The organism is Pseudoalteromonas sp. AS84 (assembly GCF_038900255.1).
Lineage (GTDB): Bacteria > Pseudomonadota > Gammaproteobacteria > Enterobacterales > Alteromonadaceae > Pseudoalteromonas.
In genome coordinates this window covers 84,707-102,185 of sequence record NZ_JBBMQY010000001.1, presented here as the reverse complement: position 1 = coordinate 102,185, position 17,479 = coordinate 84,707, and the positions used below count along the sequence as shown (strand labels likewise).

Genomic DNA, 17,479 nt, shown 5'->3' with positions numbered 1-17,479 from the left:
TCACAGTAACCGATTAATTTAGCCACGCACTATATCACACGTGATTTACTGTAAAAATAAAAAGGCCCATATAAATATGAGCCTCTTTGTTAGTCACAACTAATGCTATTTATGGCGACCTTGCAAGCATTTAACTACATCTTCAAGGGCTAAGCCTTGGCGTTGTAGCAATACAGTCAGGTGATAAATTAAATCAGCAGACTCGTTTGTTAGCTCATCGTTATCGTGTTTCATAGCGGCAAGGGCAACTTCTACGCCTTCTTCACCTACTTTTTGACAACTACGGCTTAAGTCTTTTGCAAATAATGACGCTGTGTAGCTTTTTTCAGGGTCGTCGTTTTTACGCGCAACAATCACATCTTCTAACTGTGCTAAAAAGCTTAAACTTGGTTTTGCTTCATCGCCAAAACAGCTTTGTGTACCTAAGTGGCACGTTGGGCCTTCTGGGTTGGCAAGGACTAAAATTGAATCGTAGTCACAATCGGTATGCACAGACACTACATTTAAGTAGTTTTCTGATGACTCACCTTTAGTCCATAAACGCGATTTTGAACGCGAGTAAAACGTTACTTTATTGCTCTCAAGCGTAACGTTTAGTGCTTCGCTGTTCATAAAGCCTTGCATTAAAATAACACCAGAGCGGGCATCTTGAATAATAGCAGGGATCATGTCACTTTTAGCGAAATCGACTTGAGCTTGGTTTTGTTGTGTTACTTGCATAATCTTGCTGCCACTTGGTTATCGGTTAAAAATTGTTTTAGTTCGCCAATGTTAATCACATTTTTATGAAAAACGCTGGCGGCTAATGCACCATCCACTTTACTTTGTTTAAATACATCAACAAAATCTTGCATGCTACCTGCACCGCCAGAGGCGATTAAAGGAATGTGACATAGCTCGCGAATTTTACTTAACTGCTCGTTGTCGTAACCGTTACGAACGCCATCTTGGTTCATACAGTTTAATACAATTTCGCCTGCGCCTAGGTCTTGTACACGTTTAACCCATTCTTGTGTTTTATAACGCGTGCGGCTTGATGCATTAGGATCGCCGGTTAATTGGTAAACTAAATACTCACCGGTCGTTTCATCAAAAAAGCTATCTATACCTACAACAACACATTGCTTACCAAACTCATCGTGTAATTCTTTAATAAGTTCAGGGCGCGCAATAGCAGGGCTGTTAATACTTATTTTGTCAGCACCGCGCTCAAGTACTCGCGCTGCATCAGCGACAGACTTAATACCGCCGGCTACACAAAATGGAATATCGATATTACGTGCAATGCTCTCTACCCAATTTACATCAAGTAGGCGTTTTTCAACGCTTGCACTGATCTCGTAAAAAACCAGTTCATCGGCACCGGCTTCGCTGTAGGCTTTAGCCATTGTTAAAATATCGCCAACAACTTCATGGCCTTTAAATTTAACGCCTTTAACTACTTGGCCGTCTTTAACGTCTAAACACGGGATTATGCGTTTTGATAACATGCCAGTGCCTCCTCAACGCTAAATGCGCCATCAAGCAATGATTTACCTAAAATAACGCCGCCAACACCTAGCTCTTTAAGCTTTTTAATGTCGTCAAGTGAGCTTACGCCCCCTGAGGCTTGCACTTTAATTGTGCTGTTGTGGCGAGTTAGGTCTTCGTAAAGCTCAAACGATGGACCCGTCATGGTGCCATCTTTACTGATGTCCGTGCATAAAAAGTCGATAACACCTAAGCCAACATAAAAATCTACCAGTTCGAGTAAACCAAATTCAGATTCACTTAACCAACCGTGTGTTGCAGGTGCCCAGCCTGTGGCTGTTTTATTTACATCAAGGGCAATTACAAAGTGCTCTGCGCCAAATTGTTCAATCCACGCTTTTACTTGTTCGCGTTTTTCTACTGCCATTGAACCAATAACAACTTGGTTTGCACCGGCTTTCAGCCAATCACTTACATCTTGCTCTGAGCGAATACCGCCGCCCACTTGATACGGTACGTTAAGTGCTTTGGTTGCAGCTTGAATATGTTTCCACTGTTTTTTACTTGGATCGCGTGCACCTTCTAAATCAACAAGGTGCAGTTTACCTGCGCCACTGTCGGCGTATTCTTTTAAACGCGCGCCAAGTTCGAAAGGGTAAAACTGTGCTGTGTCGTATTTACCTTGGTACAAGCGCACAATTTGATTTTGTAATACGTCTAATGCTGGAATAATCACAAATAATCTCTTTTTTGTTAGTTAATGGGCAGCTTACAACTGCCAATCAACAAAATTTTGTAATAAACGTGCGCCAACTTTTGCGCTGCGCTCTGGGTGAAATTGCATGCCCGCGTAATTGTCTTTAGCAACAATGGCTGAAAAGGTTTGACCGTACTCGCCGCTAACTAGTGTGGCGTCGTTTACGGTGTGAGCAAAGCTATGAACAAAATAGACTTGCTCATCGAATGTTAGCCCTTTAGTTAATGCATGCTCTTTATTAACGCTTAAGTTATTCCAACCCATATGCGGCGACGTTAAATTGCCTACATCAAGCGCTTTTACTTGCCCTGGTATTTTACCTAAGCATTGTACGTTACCTTCTTCGGTGCTTTCGCACAGTAACTGCATGCCTAAACAAATACCCATAAGCGGGCGCTGGTATTCATTTATAGCTTGTTGCCAGCCGTTATCGACTAGGCGTTTCATAGCAACCGACGCATGACCTACACCTGGCAATATAGCGCGTTCATATCCGGCTAATTGCTCTGGTGATGTTATTACTGTTGGCGTTTGGCCTAAGCGTTCAAACGCAAAGCGTACTGAATTAATGTTGGCACAACCGGTATTAATTATGGCAATCATAAACATCCCTTAGAGCTGGCTGTTTGTTGGGTCGTGTCTTGTGCTACTGCCATACGAAGAGCACGTGAAAATGCTTTAAATAAGCCTTCAACTTGGTGATGACAGTTACCGTCGCTTACCGATAAAATAAGGCTAATAGCGGCATTATCACTTAAGCTTTTGAAAAAGTGCTCAACCATTTGTACGTCTAAATCGCCTGCTTTTTCGCGACTAAAGTTAGCGTTTAATACAAATGATGCACGTCCCGATAAATCAATTTGTGCTTCAGCTTTACACTCATCCATAGGAAGCGCAAAACCATAGCGTGCAATTTGCGATTTAGTGCCAAGCGCTTGTTTAAGTGCGACACCAAGAGCAATACCAATGTCTTCAACAAGGTGGTGCTCGTCTATGTGTAAATCGCCTTTGGCTTTAATGTTTAAGCCAATGTTTGCGTGCGTACGAATTTGATCAAGCATGTGATCAAAAAAGCCAAGTCCGGTGTCTATGCTGCCATTTTTAGTTTGATCTAGGTTTATTGCCACATCAATTTGGGTTTCTTTAGTATTGCGTGTAACACGACCTTCGCGGTTTGCGGTGGTCAATTTAGTCACTATCGCACTCCAATCTCCGTCGTATAAAATACCTTCACAACATAAGTTTTGCGCAAGGCCAATATCAGTTTCACGGTCGCCAATAACAAAAGAGCGTGCTAAATCTACTTTGCCTGAGCGCATAAGCTCGGTAAGTAAACCAGTTTTAGGTTTACGGCAATCACAGTTTTGCTCGTTAAAGTGTGGGCAAATTAATACTTCGTCAAAGCTAATGCCTTGGCTTTGCATTATGTCCATCATCTTATCTTGTGCTATATCAAAGTCAGCAGTCGGGAAGCTGTCTGTGCCCAAACCATCTTGGTTAGATACCATCACTAAACGGTAACCTGCAGCTTGTAATTGTAATAACGCAGGTATAACGCCAGGTAAAAATGCTAGCTTTTCAAGGCTATCTACCTGTTTGTCGGTAATTGGCTCTTCAATAATAGTGCCGTCGCGGTCGATAAATAAATAGGGGTTACTCATGATACTTCGTTTCCTGCTAAAGATGCTGTGGCAGCCGGCGTTTGTAAGCCATCTAACCAAATTTTTACTTGTTCAAGTTCTTGTTCACTGCCAATTGAAATTCGTAGCCAGTCGTCTTCACCGTATAGCGTAAAAGCGCGCATAACCAAACCTTGCTCAAGTGCAATTTTAAAGTAGTTTTTATCGGCTAATTTTAAAGTAACAAAGTTACCTTCACCAGTGAGAATTTTTAATGCGGCAGGGGAGGCGTTCAGCCAATCTACCAACTTAGCTTTTAAGCTATTTAAAATAGTCACTTGACGGCGCATCGATGTAATTGCATCGGGTGCAATTGCTTGCGCTGCAATACTTGCTACTACGCCCGATACTGGATACGGCGCAATCACTTTACGAATTGGCGCAAGAACGCTTGCTTGTGCAAGCGTAAAGCCTGTTCTAAGGCCTGCTAGCGCAAAGGCTTTTGAGAGCGTACGTAAAACCACTACATTACTAAACTCATTAATAAGCTTAGTGGCGCTTTGCTCTGGACAAAACTCTATATAGGCTTCATCAACAATAACTAATGCCTTACCTGCAAGTGCTGTTGCAATCGCTTTCACTTTATCTAGTGGCGTTAAGCTGCCCGTTGGATTATTTGGGTTACAAATAAATACCAGTTTTGAGTTGCCAACAGCTGCGACTATTTCACAAGCACTGCCACTTAATAATAATTCTTGGGTAAGCGCGTTAATACCAACGTTGTGTGTATCGGCGGTTACTTTGTACATACCGTAGGTTGGTAAAAATAGCGCAATACTATCTTTAGCTGGTTCACAGTATGTGCGTACTAAAAGCTCAATGCCTTCATCTGCGCCGCGGGTCATTAATACATTTTCACTTGCAAGCTCTGTATAAGCGGCATACCTGTCAATAACCAGTTGCGGTTGTGGATCGGGGTAGCGATTTAAATCTTCAATACTTAGTTCAAGATTTTTGGCATACGGGCTTTCGTTAGCATTTAGCCACGTAGTACCGGTTAGCTTTTCACTTTTTGCAGAGCTGTATGCAGCAAGGGCTGCAATATTTTTAGGTAATAAGCTAGACGCTTGTGCGCTCTCATTGCTCATTTTTAATTGCCTCTAAACGAATTGAAACCGCATTAGCGTGGGCATCAAGGCCTTCTGCATCTGCAAGTGGTAAAATAGCTTTTGAAAGCTGCGTTAAACCACTTTTGGTAATTGTTTGCACTGTGTATGTACGAAAAAAATCAAGTAAGTTTAAGCTCGAGTATGTTGCACTGTAACCATATGTTGGTAACACGTGGTTAGTTCCCGATGCGTAATCGCCCGCTGATTCTGGCGTGTAGTCACCTACAAATACTGAGCCTGCGTTTTTAACTTTATCTAGGTATGGTGTTGCATCGCCTAGTTGTAAAATTAAGTGCTCTGGGCCGTATTGCGCCGATACATCAAATGCTTGCGCAACTGAATCAACCAAAATAAGTGAAGAATTAGCGAGCGCTTGCTCGGCTGTTTCTTTGCGGCTTAAGTTAGCTAACTGGCGTGTAAGTGCCAGCTGAGTTTGTTCTATAATACTCTCGCTGTTACATAATAAAATAACTTGCGAGTCGCCGCCGTGCTCTGCTTGTGAGAGTAAATCGGCGGCTATAAATTCTGGGTTTGCACGTTCATCTGCAATAACTAATACTTCAGATGGGCCTGCTGGCATATCAATTGCCATACCTGGAATAGTTTGCGCAACGAGCTGTTTAGCCATTGTTACAAAGCTATTACCTGGGCCAAATATTTTGTTCACTTTAGGAACCGATTCGGTGCCATAAGCCATTGCTGCAATTGCGCCTGCGCCACCACTTTCTATTAAAGTAGTAATGCCACATAACTTAGCTGCATATAAAATAGCAGGGTTAATCGCTTTATCACCTTGTACTGGTGTAGCAAGTACAACGGTTTTTGCGCCGCTTAACTGCGCTAATACACCCTGCATAATAACCGACGATGGCAGTGGAGCACTGCCACCGGGTACATAAATACCGACTGCTTCGATGGCTTGATATTTCAGTTCACATACAACGCCTGGTTGGGTCGATAATTTAATATCTTTTGGCAATTGCGCTTCGTGAAAACGTTTAACGTTTGCATAAGCGGTATCAATTGCGTATTTAAGCTCTGCACTCAGTGCTTGCTCTGATGCGTTAATTTCATCAAGCGGAACACATAAGCGAGGGTTAGATCTATTATCAAACTCTTTAGCCATGCTAAGTAAGGCTTCATCGCCTTGCTCTTTTACGTTAGCTAAAATAGTTTTGCATATAGCTTCAACCTTGGCACTGGCAGAAACTGCAGGGCGCATTAGCGCCGCTGCTTGTACTTGTGAAGATTCCTCATTCCAACGAAGCATGGCACTTACTCCATCATTTTTTCAATTGGCATAACTAAAATAGAGTTAGCGCCTAAGGCTTTTAACTGCTCCATCGTTTCCCAAAATAATGTTTCGCTGCTTACCATGTGAAGTGCTACGTATTCATCGTTACCAGCAAGGGCAAGTAGAGTAGGTTGACCAGAACCAGGTAAAATTTCACAAATTTCATCAAGTTTGTTTTTTGGTGCGTGTAGCATGATGTATTTGCTTTCTTTAGCTTGTCTAACACCACGTAGGCGCGGCATAAGCTTATTGATTAGTGCTAGTTTGTCAGCATCTTGAAGATCTTTATTTTGAATTAAACACGCGTTTGATTCTAAAATTGTTTCGCCTTGAATCAAGCCGTTAGCTTCAAGTGTTGCGCCAGTAGATACTAAATCACAAATTGCATCAGATAAACCCGCACGCGGTGCTACTTCGACAGAACCAGTAAGCATTACAGTACTTGCGTTAATGCCTTCGCGCTTTAACCACTGAGTTAAGATTTCTGGGTAGGTAGTCGCAATACGTTTGCCTTCAAACCAGCTCTTATCGCGAGCGCCAAGCTCTTGTGGCCATGCAAGTGCAAGACGACAGTAACCAAAGTCTAGTTTTGAAAGTTTGGTTACTTCACTTGGAACACCTTGTCGTTCACGTTCTGCTTGAACTTCTACTAGTACGTTTTCGCCAACTATGCCTAGGTCACATACACCGTCCATTACTAAACCCGGAATGTCGTCATCGCGCACACGTAGTACGTCAATTGGCATATTAGTTGAGTGTGCAATTAAGCGTTGTTCACGAAGGTTAAGTTTAACACCTAACTGTTTAAGCAGATCTTGACAATCTTTAGATAGGCGGCCGCCTTTTTGGATGGCGATACGTAGACGATTACTATTGTTCATTATTCATTTTCCTTTAATTTAAAAACTAAAAACCCCGAGGGGAACCTCAGGGCGAAAATGAATCAATGTTATTTGAATCGCCAGAGGTTCCTTTTAGGAATAACCTCTCAGCGAAAGACCTGACAGGTTATTCCGGTGAATGGTGGTGATGATGTACTGTTGTCAGGTTTAAGCGCATTTTTTATCCTATATAACTGCCCGTTATTTTTTTAACGTGAAGTTGTTATCTGTTTAAATAAATTTCGCATTCATAAAAACATAAACAGCTATATTATGGCAAGTTTTTTTTAGCTTAATTAAAGCATATGTTATAACTGTCGATAATATTAAGATAATAAGCGCAATTTTCGCCAACAATTGGTTGTTTATCACTCAAACCAAGTGGTTAATGAATAAAATGAAAAAATAAGGAAGTACTTATGGATATTATGATCCCTTATTTAGGAAGAATAACTAGGCTAGAAGTTGAGTCAAAAAGTGCTTTTCATATTGCGGGTGTGCAAAGTGGGGCTGCCGCTGAAAAAGTTGAATTAGAGAATAAAAAAAGGCGTGAGTTACAAAAAAAGAAAAAGCTCAATATGCTTGATGATCAAAATAATAAAAAAAAGTCTAACCTAGATGATGACGAAAACCCCCATTTAGATACCTGGGCTTGATAATACCAACTTTACTAAATACATAAGCAATCAACTCAAAAAGGCCCTTGCGGGCCTTTTTACTATGTATTTTGCTTATGCCAATTAGCTTAAACTCTTAAGCAGATAGGCATTACTCTTGGTTTTTGCTTTTAAATATATAAAAGCTAAATATAGCGAACACACATACTTGAGCCACAATACCTTGCCATGTTGACTTTATACCAAGCCATGCAATATCAAAGCTCATTGGTAGCGGAGTAATACCTATTATATCGGCCTCTTGCAGTGCAATAACTGCTTTGCCCATAAGCACAAACGAGAGTGCAAATAATAGGTAAGTGGTAATGGCAAAAAACTTAGCAACCGGTAATCTAATTGAGTACTTAATTAATACCCACGTAATAATAGCCAGTATTGCTACACCGACGGCAAAACCCGAAGCAATAGATGAATATTGGGCAGGCGAGCTTTGCGTTAATAAAGACTGATAGAACAATACAGTTTCAAAGACTTCTCGGTATACGGCTATAAACGAAAGCCCTGCTAAACCCCATAATGTACCCGACTCAAGACGCTTATCTATATTGTCTTTGATGTATTTTTGCCATTGCTGCGCACTGGTTTTACTGTGCATCCATACGCCAACATACAGTAAAATTACAGCGGCAAACAATGCACCAGCACCTTCCATAACTTCGCGACTTGCACCACTTATTTCTATTAATGTTTGCGCCGCAGCCCACGTTAAGCCACCTGCAAGAAGTGCGGTTACCCAACCAACATGTACATATTTAAGTGCGTCTTGGCGTTTCGTTTTAATAAGTACGGTCATAAGGGCAATAATAACGAGGAGTGCTTCTAGGCCTTCGCGTAGTAATATAACTAAACTCGCTGAGAGGAGTGCACCATCAGTTAGTTTGGTTTCGTTTAGCATGCTATCTGCTTTAGCGAGTTGAGCTAGCGCTGCACTTACTTTTTCGCCAACGATGGCTGTATCTTTCTCGTTTTTAAATGTTTGGCGCAGGTTCATCAGTTGTACTTCGATGTTTTTACGCAGTGTTTCGTCGTAGGCATTTAAGTTGTTTTCAACAAGCTCAAAGCCATCTAGGTAAGCGCTAATTGCTAAATCACTTGCTTGTGAGTAATTGCCTTTAGCATGCGCGGCTTGCGCTGCAAGCAACTGTGTGCGAGTAACCGTTATCGGATTCTTTTTACCGGTAAATAGTTGCTCTGGATTACCACGAAGCCATTTAACGTAATGTGCTTGTGCTTCACTTTGACCTGCCGATAATTGTGCAGGGTTTAAGTTTACAATCTTCGAAGCGGTAATGTTTTGCTCTAGATTTTGTGGTTTTTGAACATCTTTAAATGCCAAGCTACCTACATAAAAAGCTAAAGACCAACGTTGTTGTTCATTAAATTGAGTAAAAGCAACCATTGGCGTGTCGTTAATACCGTTACTAACAGCGTCAAACAAACCCATTAATGAGCGGTTAGTTGCGCGCTCTTCGTCGGTAAAATTAGTAGGCTCTGGCGATAAGTCTTTTGCAAGCGGGCCGTCGCCTTGACCACTTGGGCCGTGACACATTGAACAGTTAGCAGCAAAAAGCGCTTTGGTTTGCTCAACGGGAAGAAGTGACGTAGGTAACGATAGTTGCGGCATAAAGGTAAGTAGCGACTCACGAAGCGCTGAGCTTGTTGCACGTACATCGGCAACACTTGCTTTATTGGCAATTGCTGAATGCAGGGCTTTAGCTTGTGCCTTTACTGTACCAAACTCATTTGTTTGGCTTGATAGCTGTCCAGCTTGGTCAATAATGACGTTCGAAAATTCAGTCATTTCTTGATATTCGTCAGGGTCGAGTATTTTACCATTCCCAACAGCTGCCACGTAATCAACACCTACATACTCTGCAAGCTGTGCAATTTGTTTTATTTTTGTTTGCTCATTAGGCGAGGCTGAAACACTAAAGCTTGCCATGACCATTATAAAAAGCATAAAAAAACATTGAAATTGTCGTTTGCCCAGAGAAACCAAATTTAGAAACATGTGAGAATTATTTATGGACATCGAAAAGCCCTGTAGAGGAAAAGCCAAAATTATAATTGTTTTCATTTGCATTTCAAGCGGATTAATTTAAACAAAGCAGATAAATAAAAAGGATAACAATTTGTAGAACTTTAAAGTGTTTTTGTAACACGTGAGTAACAGTAACCAAGTGATTTTTTTAATAACTTGGTTACTGAATGTGTTGCAGGTAAAGCATTTATTACTTTGCTTGCTCAGCTGACTTAATGCTGCTTTGAATAAGCGGCGAAATAGTTAAGCCTTGTACGATAATAGAAAATATAACCACTACGTAAGTAACAATTACTATTAGGTTATGTAGGTCAGAGCCGCCTACAAAAACTTGCTCGCGTGGGATTGCTGCTGCCATTGCCAGAGCAAGGCCACCACGTAGTCCACCCCAGGTCAAAATTTTAACACTGTGTTTATCGTAAGTTCTAAAGTGTTTAAAAATTACAAATGGTGCGCCTACACTTATAAAGCGTGCAAGTAATACAGCCGGCACCATTAATAAACCTAAACCAATTTCGCCAAGGGTAATTGGCATAGTGACTATCAACATACCAATTATTAAAAACAGTAGGGCATTTAAAAAGCTGTCGGTTGCATGCCAAAAATCTTTTACGTAACGAGTGTCTTCAGGCCCCGTGCGCTCGGTTGCTTTGGTGCGGGTAATATTACCCATTAATATGCCGCTCGTTACCATGGCAAGTGCGCCAGATATTTCCCAAATATTTGCTGCAGCAAAACCTGCAGTTGGGATAGTTAAGGTAATTAATAGGCGAATATTTACATCGCGGCTATTAATAATTAAAAAGTGGCCAACTAATGCAATGACTAAACCAAACGCAATGCCCCCTATTGCATCAACAAAGAATAGCTCTGCTATGTCACCAAATTGTGCATCTGTGCCATAAAAAGCAACAGAAAATATAGTGGTAAATATTACTAAACCAATACCGTCGTTAAATAGCGACTCACCTTCTACTTGAACCGATATACCTTCTGGCGCTCGCATTTGTTTAATAATAGCAAGTACAGCGATAGGGTCGGTTGGACTAATAAGCGCGCCAAACAATAAACAATAAATAAAAGGAACATCAAAACCAAAAACGGGGAATAAATAAAAGCTTAAATAACCCACTATAAATGTGGACACGATGGTTGAAAATAATACCAATGCAGTAATTTCCCATCGCTGCTTACGCAGGGCTAGTAGGTTTATTTCAAGCGCACCCGCGTAGAGTAAAAAACCCAACATGCCCTTAAGTAGCAACTCGTTAAAATTAATACTGGAAACAATTTGGGTCATTGCTAATGCGTTCTGATCGCCTAATAATTTAACGGCAATGATCAGTAATAAAGAAATAACCACAGAGCCGGTTGTAATGGCAATGGTAGTTTGCATTTTGAGGATGTACTGGTTTGCAAAGGCTATAAATATTGCAATTGCAGAGAGAAAACAAATGAGGTACCAAGCATTCATTGATTAACCTTAACTATTTTTTAAACGACACACAAAAAGGAGGATTATAAACCCGCGTATGGTACTCCTGTAATATTTGAGAGTCACAGTATTTATGCCTTTATATAGCTTTAAATAAGGATTATTTTCAGTAATGGTTAATAAGAAATGTGGCTTTGTAAATATTGTCATTATTAAATTAAATGTACGTTATAAATACAGGATATATTGTAAAATTGAATAATAAATTACTCTCTAGAGTCGGAAAATAAAGCCGTGTTAACCTACAAAATAAAAGTGGGTTTTGTAATTGCTTGCCCTTAATGCTTTGCTTACGTAAAATCCCGCTATTATTTATTTTAAAGTGATTGGTATTATCAAACAGCTGTTTAGTGCAACCGGACCTTTGGCGTTATCGTTAGATGGATATACGCCTCGGCAACCACAAATTGATATGGCAGTAGCTGTTGCAGATGCATTAAAAAACAGTTCGCAATTGGTCGTTGAGGCAGGCACGGGTACGGGTAAAACGTTTGCCTATTTAGCTCCTGCACTTAAATCAAAAGGCCGAACGATAATATCGACAGGCTCAAAAGCCTTACAAGAACAGTTATACCACCGCGATTTACCTCAACTAGTTAAAGCTTTAAGTGCTTCAAAAAAAACCGCCTTATTAAAAGGGCGTGCCAATTACCTATGTACCTATCGACTTAATCAGCATGTTGCGCATGTACCTACTGACGACTCCGACGTAATGCATCAACTAGCTATGGTAGCTAAGTTTGCAAGCGAAACACAGTCAGGCGATTTGGCCGATTGTATTGGTATAGAGGATGATGCCAAAGTACTACCTTATGTAAATTCAACAGCTGATAACTGCTTAGGCAAAGAATGCCCAGATTTTCAAAGCTGCTATATACGCAAAGCACGTTTAACTGCGGCCGATGCCGATGTGGTTGTTATTAACCATCATTTGTTTTTTGCCGACATGGCTGTAAAAGAAAGTGGCTTTGCTGAGCTAATGCCAAAAGCAGATGCTTATATATTTGATGAAGCGCATCAGTTAAGTGAAATTGCCAGTGATTATTTTGGTGAGAGTGTAAGCACTAAAAAGCTGGTGGATTTAATCAATGATTTACGTGCTATATATAGAGCCGAAATACCCGATATGCTACAACTTGGTAAAAGTTTAAATAAGCTTGAGACGAGCGTTGCTGATTTACGATTGCAGTTTGGTGTTGATGGCAGTAGAGGCGATTGGCGAGAAAAGCTAAGCGATAAACAAATATGTGCGGCGCTCCACCGCGTCATTAGTGATTTAGACTTTGTCTATCAAGTACTCAAACTTTGTTTGGATAGAAGCGATAAAATAGAGCACCCGTTTGAGCGAGCATTGGCATTTAAAGGGCAGTTAGAACGGGTTTTTGATACGGCTCAAACTGGTTTTAGTTACTGGTATGAAACAACGCGCCGTTATTTAACTATTAATATAACACCATTAAATGTATCCGCTAAATTTGCTCAAATGATGCAAGACACAGGCGCAGGCTTTGTATTTACATCGGCAACACTTTCGGTCGACAACAAACTAGAGCACTTTAATGCAAGCCTTGGTTTAAAACCAAAGCAAAGCATGATGGTAGATAGTCCGTTTGATTACCCTAATCAGGCGCTGCTGTGTTTACCGCGTTACTTACCCGAATCGCACGCTGATAATATGCCGCACGCAATTGTAAAACTCACGCTTGAGCTTATAAAATCAGCACAAGGGCGTTGTTTTGTATTATTTACGAGCTATCGAATGATGCACTTGGTGGCCGAAGGGCTCACTACACAAATAGACTACCCAGTTTATATGCAGGGGCAAATGTCTAAGCGTATTATTTTAGAGAAATTTACCCGCCATGGTAATGCGGTATTACTCGGCACGGCTTCTTTTTGGGAAGGCGTTGATGTACGCGGCAGCACGTTAAGCTGTGTTATTATAGACAAATTGCCATTTGCAGCTCCTGACGATCCATTGCTACAAGCTAAAATGCAAGATTGCCAAATGCAGGGAAAAGACCCTTTTTCACACATACAATTACCGCAGGCTGTTATTGCGCTAAAACAAGGTGTAGGGCGTTTAATTCGAGATAGTAAAGACAAAGGCGTACTTGTAATATGCGATAATCGCTTAGTTACACGCCAATATGGCCAAGTATTTTTGAAAAGCTTACCGCCGATGCGCCGCACGCGAAGCTTAGAAGATGCCAATACATTTTTAAAACAAATTAACTAGAGTACTAAAATGATCAAAAGTAATATTCTTGCCCTTGATGCTTCAACAGAAGCACTTTCAATTGTTTTACATTTTCAGGGCCAAACGTTTCATCATTTTGAAGAATGTCCGCAGCAACATAGCCAAAAAATACTTCCACTTGTGGATGAGCTATTAACTAAAGCAAACTGTAAATTAAAAGACTTAGATGTCATTGGTTTTGGGCAAGGCCCGGGCAGTTTTACTGGTGTACGTATTAGTGTAGCTATAGCGCAAGGTTTAGCGTATTCAACTAATTTGCCGCTTGTAGGTGTGTCTACTTTGGCTATTATGGCGCAACAAGCGTTTGAACAAAACGGTAGCCTTAGTGTTTACCCAAGCATAGATGCCCGCATGGGGGAGATATACTTTGCACATTACCAAGTGCAAAATAATCTAATGCTTTTAGTTAACCAAGAGTGCGTTATAAAACCTGATTTACTAAATAATGACTATATAGCGACCACTGAGCCATCTGTAGCTGTGGGCACGGGCTTTAAAACCTATCCTGATGCGCTAAATGACTTTGAAAACGTGACAATTAATACTGATATTACATTGCCTGATGCGCGTTATATGTTAGCGCATGTTGAAGCCGCGCTTTTAGCGGGTGACGTTGTAAAAGCGAGTGATGCTCAACCTAAATATGTGCGAGATACGGTAACGTGGAAAAAGCTACCAGGGCGTGAGTAATCATATTATTTGCAAATTGGTTGTTTTTAAATCATAATTTTATGCAATATTAAGGTTGGAGACGCGTAATGACGCTGCCTATTGGTTCAGGTTTTTTTACCGGAGATATTCCGGGTAGGGTTAGCCCTACTAAAGTTGTTACTAATAAACCACAGAGTTTATTAGACCAGCCGGCTGCTCAAAAAACGAATACCGATTATGTAAAAAGCAGTGTCGAGGGCGTCGAACTAGCTAATCAACTTTTTAAAAGTAGTGGTAAAAGCAATGAATACAGCCAAACAATTTACGACCAACCGACAGCTCAAGTAAGTAAAGCGATTTCTACTTATACTGAATTTGCTAATTTAGAACGCAGAGCCGAAGTACAAAATTTAATTGGCGTTGATATATATGCTTAAAGCCTAATTGAGCGTTTTAGATAAATACAGCGATAAAATTCAATAAAAAGCCCGAACATGTGTTCGGGCTTTTTGTGTTCAAAACGAGGTGAAACTTACTGCTCAATAAAGCCAATCAGCTTATCTGCAATATCAGTATTATTTTGTGAGCCGATAAATTGCTCACTGCCTTTGCCATAGGCAAATACTTGAACGTCTACAGCGGTGTGTCCGCCAGTTGTCCAGCCAGTAAAGCTTGCATCACTAATAATACTTTTAACAGCTAAATTAAGCGCTTTTTCGCCCATTTTTTTAGCTTGTTCAAGTTTGATTTGGTTTTCAGTTGTAAATTCAATATTGGTGTTAGCAGTCCATACTGGTTTTAAGTCTTTAGACTCCATAAGTTTGTCTGTTAACTTACTAGCCGTTGCCTTAACACCTTTAATTACGTCTGTTTCCCATTTAAATTGGCCGTGCGAACCAATAGTTAAGCCGCCCGTTGAGTGATCGGCTGTAACTACAAGTATAGTATCTTTATTTTTATCAACGTACGCTTTTGCTTTTTCGATTGATTTAGCAAAGTCGTCCATTTCAGCCATCGCACACGCTATATCGTTAGAGTGACCACACCAATCAATTTGGCTGCCCTCAATCATCACAAAAAAGCCTTCTTCGTTCTGGTTATCTAGTAAACCAAGCGCTTTAGATGTTAACTGAGTAAGGCGAGTTGGGTTCATATCAAGGGCAAATGGTAAGCCTTTGCTTGCATACAAACCTATGGCAGGTATTTGTGTAATTTGTCCCAGATTATTAATATCGTCACCGTATTGGTAACCTGCCGCTTTAAATTCTTCAACTAAATTACGGTCGTCACGAATAAAATATTTAGTACCGCCACCTAGCATTAAATCAACAGGTAATTTACCAGCAATCTTATTATCAATATAATCGTTGGCAATATCATCGTAGTTGTAACGAGATTCATTGTGAGCTGTAAAGCTAGCAGGTGTTGCATGGTTTATTTGTGACGTTACAACAAGCGCTGTTGTCATACCGCGCTCTTTTGCCATTTCAAGCATGGTTTTAACTGGCTTTTTATCTGTATCTACAGCAACTGCACCATTATAACTTTTATGGCCGCTACTAAGCGCTGTAGCACCCGCAGCGCTGTCTGTTACATAAGTATGGTCATCAGGGTAGGTGTGAGCCATGCCTTTTAAAATAGTGTCAAAAACCGTGCCTTCTACTTCTTTTGTTGCAGGGTCATCTTTAAAATAGCGATAAGCCGTGGTGTAAGCCGGACCCATGCCGTCACCAATCATATAAATTACATTTTTAGGTGCTGATTCTGCGTAAGCACCAGAAGCGGTGCATAAAAGTGCCAATAAGCTGATCTGTTTTTTCATGGTTGTACCTTATGAGTGTACCTTATTTAATAGCCGCTGATATTGTATACAGATAGGATGATAAATAAATGAATATCTGAGATATTTATAATTTATACTTTGATTTTATATACATAGAATTATAGTTAACGCTGTTAGTTCTATTTATTTAAATTATACTAGTTATAAGTTAAGTATATACAATGCCGCCACTTTTAAATTGTTCAAAATACATACAGAGTAAGCTTGTTAAAAACGGTTAATTTGTTGTTTTTAGTTTAAGTTATTAATAATGTTATGTTTAATTATTATGCTTTGCTTCTTTTTTCATCACGAAGATAATTAAATCGTGAATTTGGCACCATTTTCTAAGTTAGTGGTCTGACAACTTGTATGCTATAAATAATGATGCTCTAAATTAATAAAGGACTTACCGTGCAGCCATTTAATATTGAAACCAATAATTTAAATATCCATGGTTTAAAAGTAGGTTCAGGGAACGAAATAGTAATAGCATTGCATGGGTGGTTAGACAACTGCCATAGCTTTATGCCAATGTTAAACAACGTTAACCCAAAGCATACGTGGTACTGTATTGACTTTGTCGGGCACGGTTTATCATCTTGGCGAAGTGATGATGCACACTATTATTTTGTTGATTATATTGATGATGTGTACCAACTTATAAATGCCCTTGGTGTTAAAAAAGTACATTTAGTAGGTCATTCCATGGGCGCTATGGTTGCAGGACTTTTTGCTAGCTGCTTTAGCGATTATGTAGAGTCTGTTACCTTTATTGAGGGAATTGGTTGTGTTACAACCCCCAGTGAAGGTGTGTGTGAACAGTTACAAAGTGCAGTACTAAATAGAGCGAGTTTAAAAAATAAAAAGTCGAGAATTTATAAGTCGAAAGAACCTATTTATGAAGCTCGTGCTCAAACAACCGATTTGAATAGCGAGCTTATTAAGCTCTTAATGCAACGAAATATTAAACAGGTTTCAGATGGTTTTGCGCTAACAACAGATCCAAAGCTCAAAAATCACTCAGGTTTTAGGTTTGATGAAGCGCAATGTATTGGTGCAATAAAAGATTTAATTGCACCATGTCAATTAATTTTAGGTAACGAAGGTTATTCGTTTGTAAAACAAAATTTGGCAAAGTATATTAGTTATTACAATAGCTTGAAGGTCATTAATGTAGATGGTGGGCATCATTGCCACATGCAAAGCAGTGAACACTGTTTTGAGCATATTCAAGACTTTATGCTGCAAAATGGTGCATGTTAATTGTAAATATGTGTTAAATGTGGGATTATTCCTGCATTAGAGTATTTGCTCAATTGTTAAAGCGCCTTACTTAGATT

The 17,479-nt window shown here is 40.1% G+C and carries 16 protein-coding genes; 5 read left to right on the top strand and 11 right to left on the bottom strand.

Going from position 1 to position 17,479, the window contains the following annotated elements; translation table 11 throughout:
* Nucleotides 1-105 precede the first annotated feature (105 nt).
* From hisIE to hisG, 8 genes are read right to left on the bottom strand one after another with little or no spacing between them, the layout of a single operon-like run.
* Nucleotides 106-720: a bifunctional phosphoribosyl-AMP cyclohydrolase/phosphoribosyl-ATP diphosphatase HisIE gene (gene hisIE, locus WNY79_RS00400; protein WP_008138598.1), complete on the bottom strand. Its 615-nt coding sequence runs from the start codon at nt 718-720 to the stop codon at nt 106-108.
* On the bottom strand, nt 711-1,490 hold the full coding sequence (gene hisF / locus WNY79_RS00395; RefSeq protein ID WP_169043991.1) for an imidazole glycerol phosphate synthase subunit HisF: 780 nt from the start codon (nt 1,488-1,490) through the stop codon (nt 711-713). The genes hisIE and hisF overlap by 10 nt, the downstream gene beginning before the upstream one ends.
* Nucleotides 1,472-2,206 (bottom strand): 1-(5-phosphoribosyl)-5-[(5-phosphoribosylamino)methylideneamino] imidazole-4-carboxamide isomerase, encoded by a 735-nt coding sequence (locus WNY79_RS00390; RefSeq protein WP_010552951.1) that lies wholly within the window; start codon nt 2,204-2,206, stop codon nt 1,472-1,474. Before WNY79_RS00390 ends, hisF begins: the two co-directional genes overlap by 19 nt.
* Nucleotides 2,207-2,239: 33 nt before the next feature.
* Nucleotides 2,240-2,830, bottom strand: a complete 591-nt coding sequence (hisH, locus tag WNY79_RS00385; protein WP_294118306.1) for an imidazole glycerol phosphate synthase subunit HisH — start codon at nt 2,828-2,830, stop codon at nt 2,240-2,242.
* A complete protein-coding gene (gene hisB / locus WNY79_RS00380) occupies nt 2,827-3,888 on the bottom strand; it encodes a bifunctional histidinol-phosphatase/imidazoleglycerol-phosphate dehydratase HisB (RefSeq protein WP_007580650.1) in 1,062 nt (353 codons plus the stop codon). The genes hisH and hisB overlap by 4 nt, the downstream gene beginning before the upstream one ends.
* The gene (gene hisC, locus WNY79_RS00375) at nt 3,885-4,994 is read right to left on the bottom strand and encodes a histidinol-phosphate transaminase (protein WP_342874788.1); all 1,110 of its coding nucleotides are present in this window, start codon (nt 4,992-4,994) and stop codon (nt 3,885-3,887) included. Before hisC ends, hisB begins: the two co-directional genes overlap by 4 nt.
* Entirely contained in the window at nt 4,984-6,285 is a 1,302-nt protein-coding gene (gene hisD / locus WNY79_RS00370; protein ID WP_342874787.1) for a histidinol dehydrogenase, read from the bottom strand. Before hisD ends, hisC begins: the two co-directional genes overlap by 11 nt.
* A 5-nt stretch (nt 6,286-6,290) precedes the next feature.
* Nucleotides 6,291-7,190: an ATP phosphoribosyltransferase gene (gene hisG / locus WNY79_RS00365; protein ID WP_007580644.1), complete on the bottom strand. Its 900-nt coding sequence runs from the start codon at nt 7,188-7,190 to the stop codon at nt 6,291-6,293.
* Between the two features lie 419 nt (nt 7,191-7,609).
* Here hisG and WNY79_RS00360 point away from each other — a divergent pair, with 419 nt between their 5' ends.
* A complete protein-coding gene (locus WNY79_RS00360; RefSeq protein ID WP_024604831.1) occupies nt 7,610-7,846 on the top strand; it encodes a hypothetical protein in 237 nt (78 codons plus the stop codon).
* A 112-nt stretch (nt 7,847-7,958) separates the two neighbouring features.
* On the opposite strand, the gene WNY79_RS00355 is transcribed toward WNY79_RS00360, so the two are convergent.
* Both WNY79_RS00355 and WNY79_RS00350 read right to left on the bottom strand, forming a co-directional pair.
* Nucleotides 7,959-9,815, bottom strand: coding sequence for a cytochrome c/FTR1 family iron permease (locus WNY79_RS00355; RefSeq protein ID WP_342875015.1), 1,857 nt, complete (start codon nt 9,813-9,815; stop codon nt 7,959-7,961).
* Between the two features lie 283 nt (nt 9,816-10,098).
* Nucleotides 10,099-11,382 (bottom strand): sodium:proton antiporter, encoded by a 1,284-nt coding sequence (locus tag WNY79_RS00350; protein WP_342874786.1) that lies wholly within the window; start codon nt 11,380-11,382, stop codon nt 10,099-10,101.
* 343 nt (nt 11,383-11,725) lie between these two features.
* Between WNY79_RS00350 and WNY79_RS00345 the strand changes: the two genes are divergently transcribed.
* The 3 genes from WNY79_RS00345 to WNY79_RS00335 all read left to right on the top strand — a co-directional run bounded on the left by WNY79_RS00345 (nt 11,726) and on the right by WNY79_RS00335 (nt 14,751).
* Entirely contained in the window at nt 11,726-13,642 is a 1,917-nt protein-coding gene (locus tag WNY79_RS00345; protein WP_002960248.1) for an ATP-dependent DNA helicase, read from the top strand.
* A gap of 9 nt (nt 13,643-13,651) precedes the next feature.
* Entirely contained in the window at nt 13,652-14,353 is a 702-nt protein-coding gene (gene tsaB / locus WNY79_RS00340; protein ID WP_024598147.1) for a tRNA (adenosine(37)-N6)-threonylcarbamoyltransferase complex dimerization subunit type 1 TsaB, read from the top strand.
* 68 nt (nt 14,354-14,421) lie between these two features.
* A complete protein-coding gene (locus WNY79_RS00335) occupies nt 14,422-14,751 on the top strand; it encodes a hypothetical protein (RefSeq protein ID WP_342874785.1) in 330 nt (109 codons plus the stop codon).
* Between the two features lie 95 nt (nt 14,752-14,846).
* On the opposite strand, the gene WNY79_RS00330 is transcribed toward WNY79_RS00335, so the two are convergent.
* Nucleotides 14,847-16,136 carry an alkaline phosphatase gene (locus WNY79_RS00330; RefSeq protein ID WP_294118278.1) on the bottom strand — a complete coding sequence of 430 codons (1,290 nt, stop codon included), beginning with the start codon at nt 16,134-16,136 and terminating at the stop codon, nt 14,847-14,849.
* A gap of 414 nt (nt 16,137-16,550) precedes the next feature.
* Between WNY79_RS00330 and WNY79_RS00325 the strand changes: the two genes are divergently transcribed.
* On the top strand, nt 16,551-17,402 hold the full coding sequence (locus tag WNY79_RS00325; protein ID WP_342874784.1) for an alpha/beta hydrolase: 852 nt from the start codon (nt 16,551-16,553) through the stop codon (nt 17,400-17,402).
* The last annotated feature ends 77 nt before the right edge of the window (nt 17,403-17,479 follow it).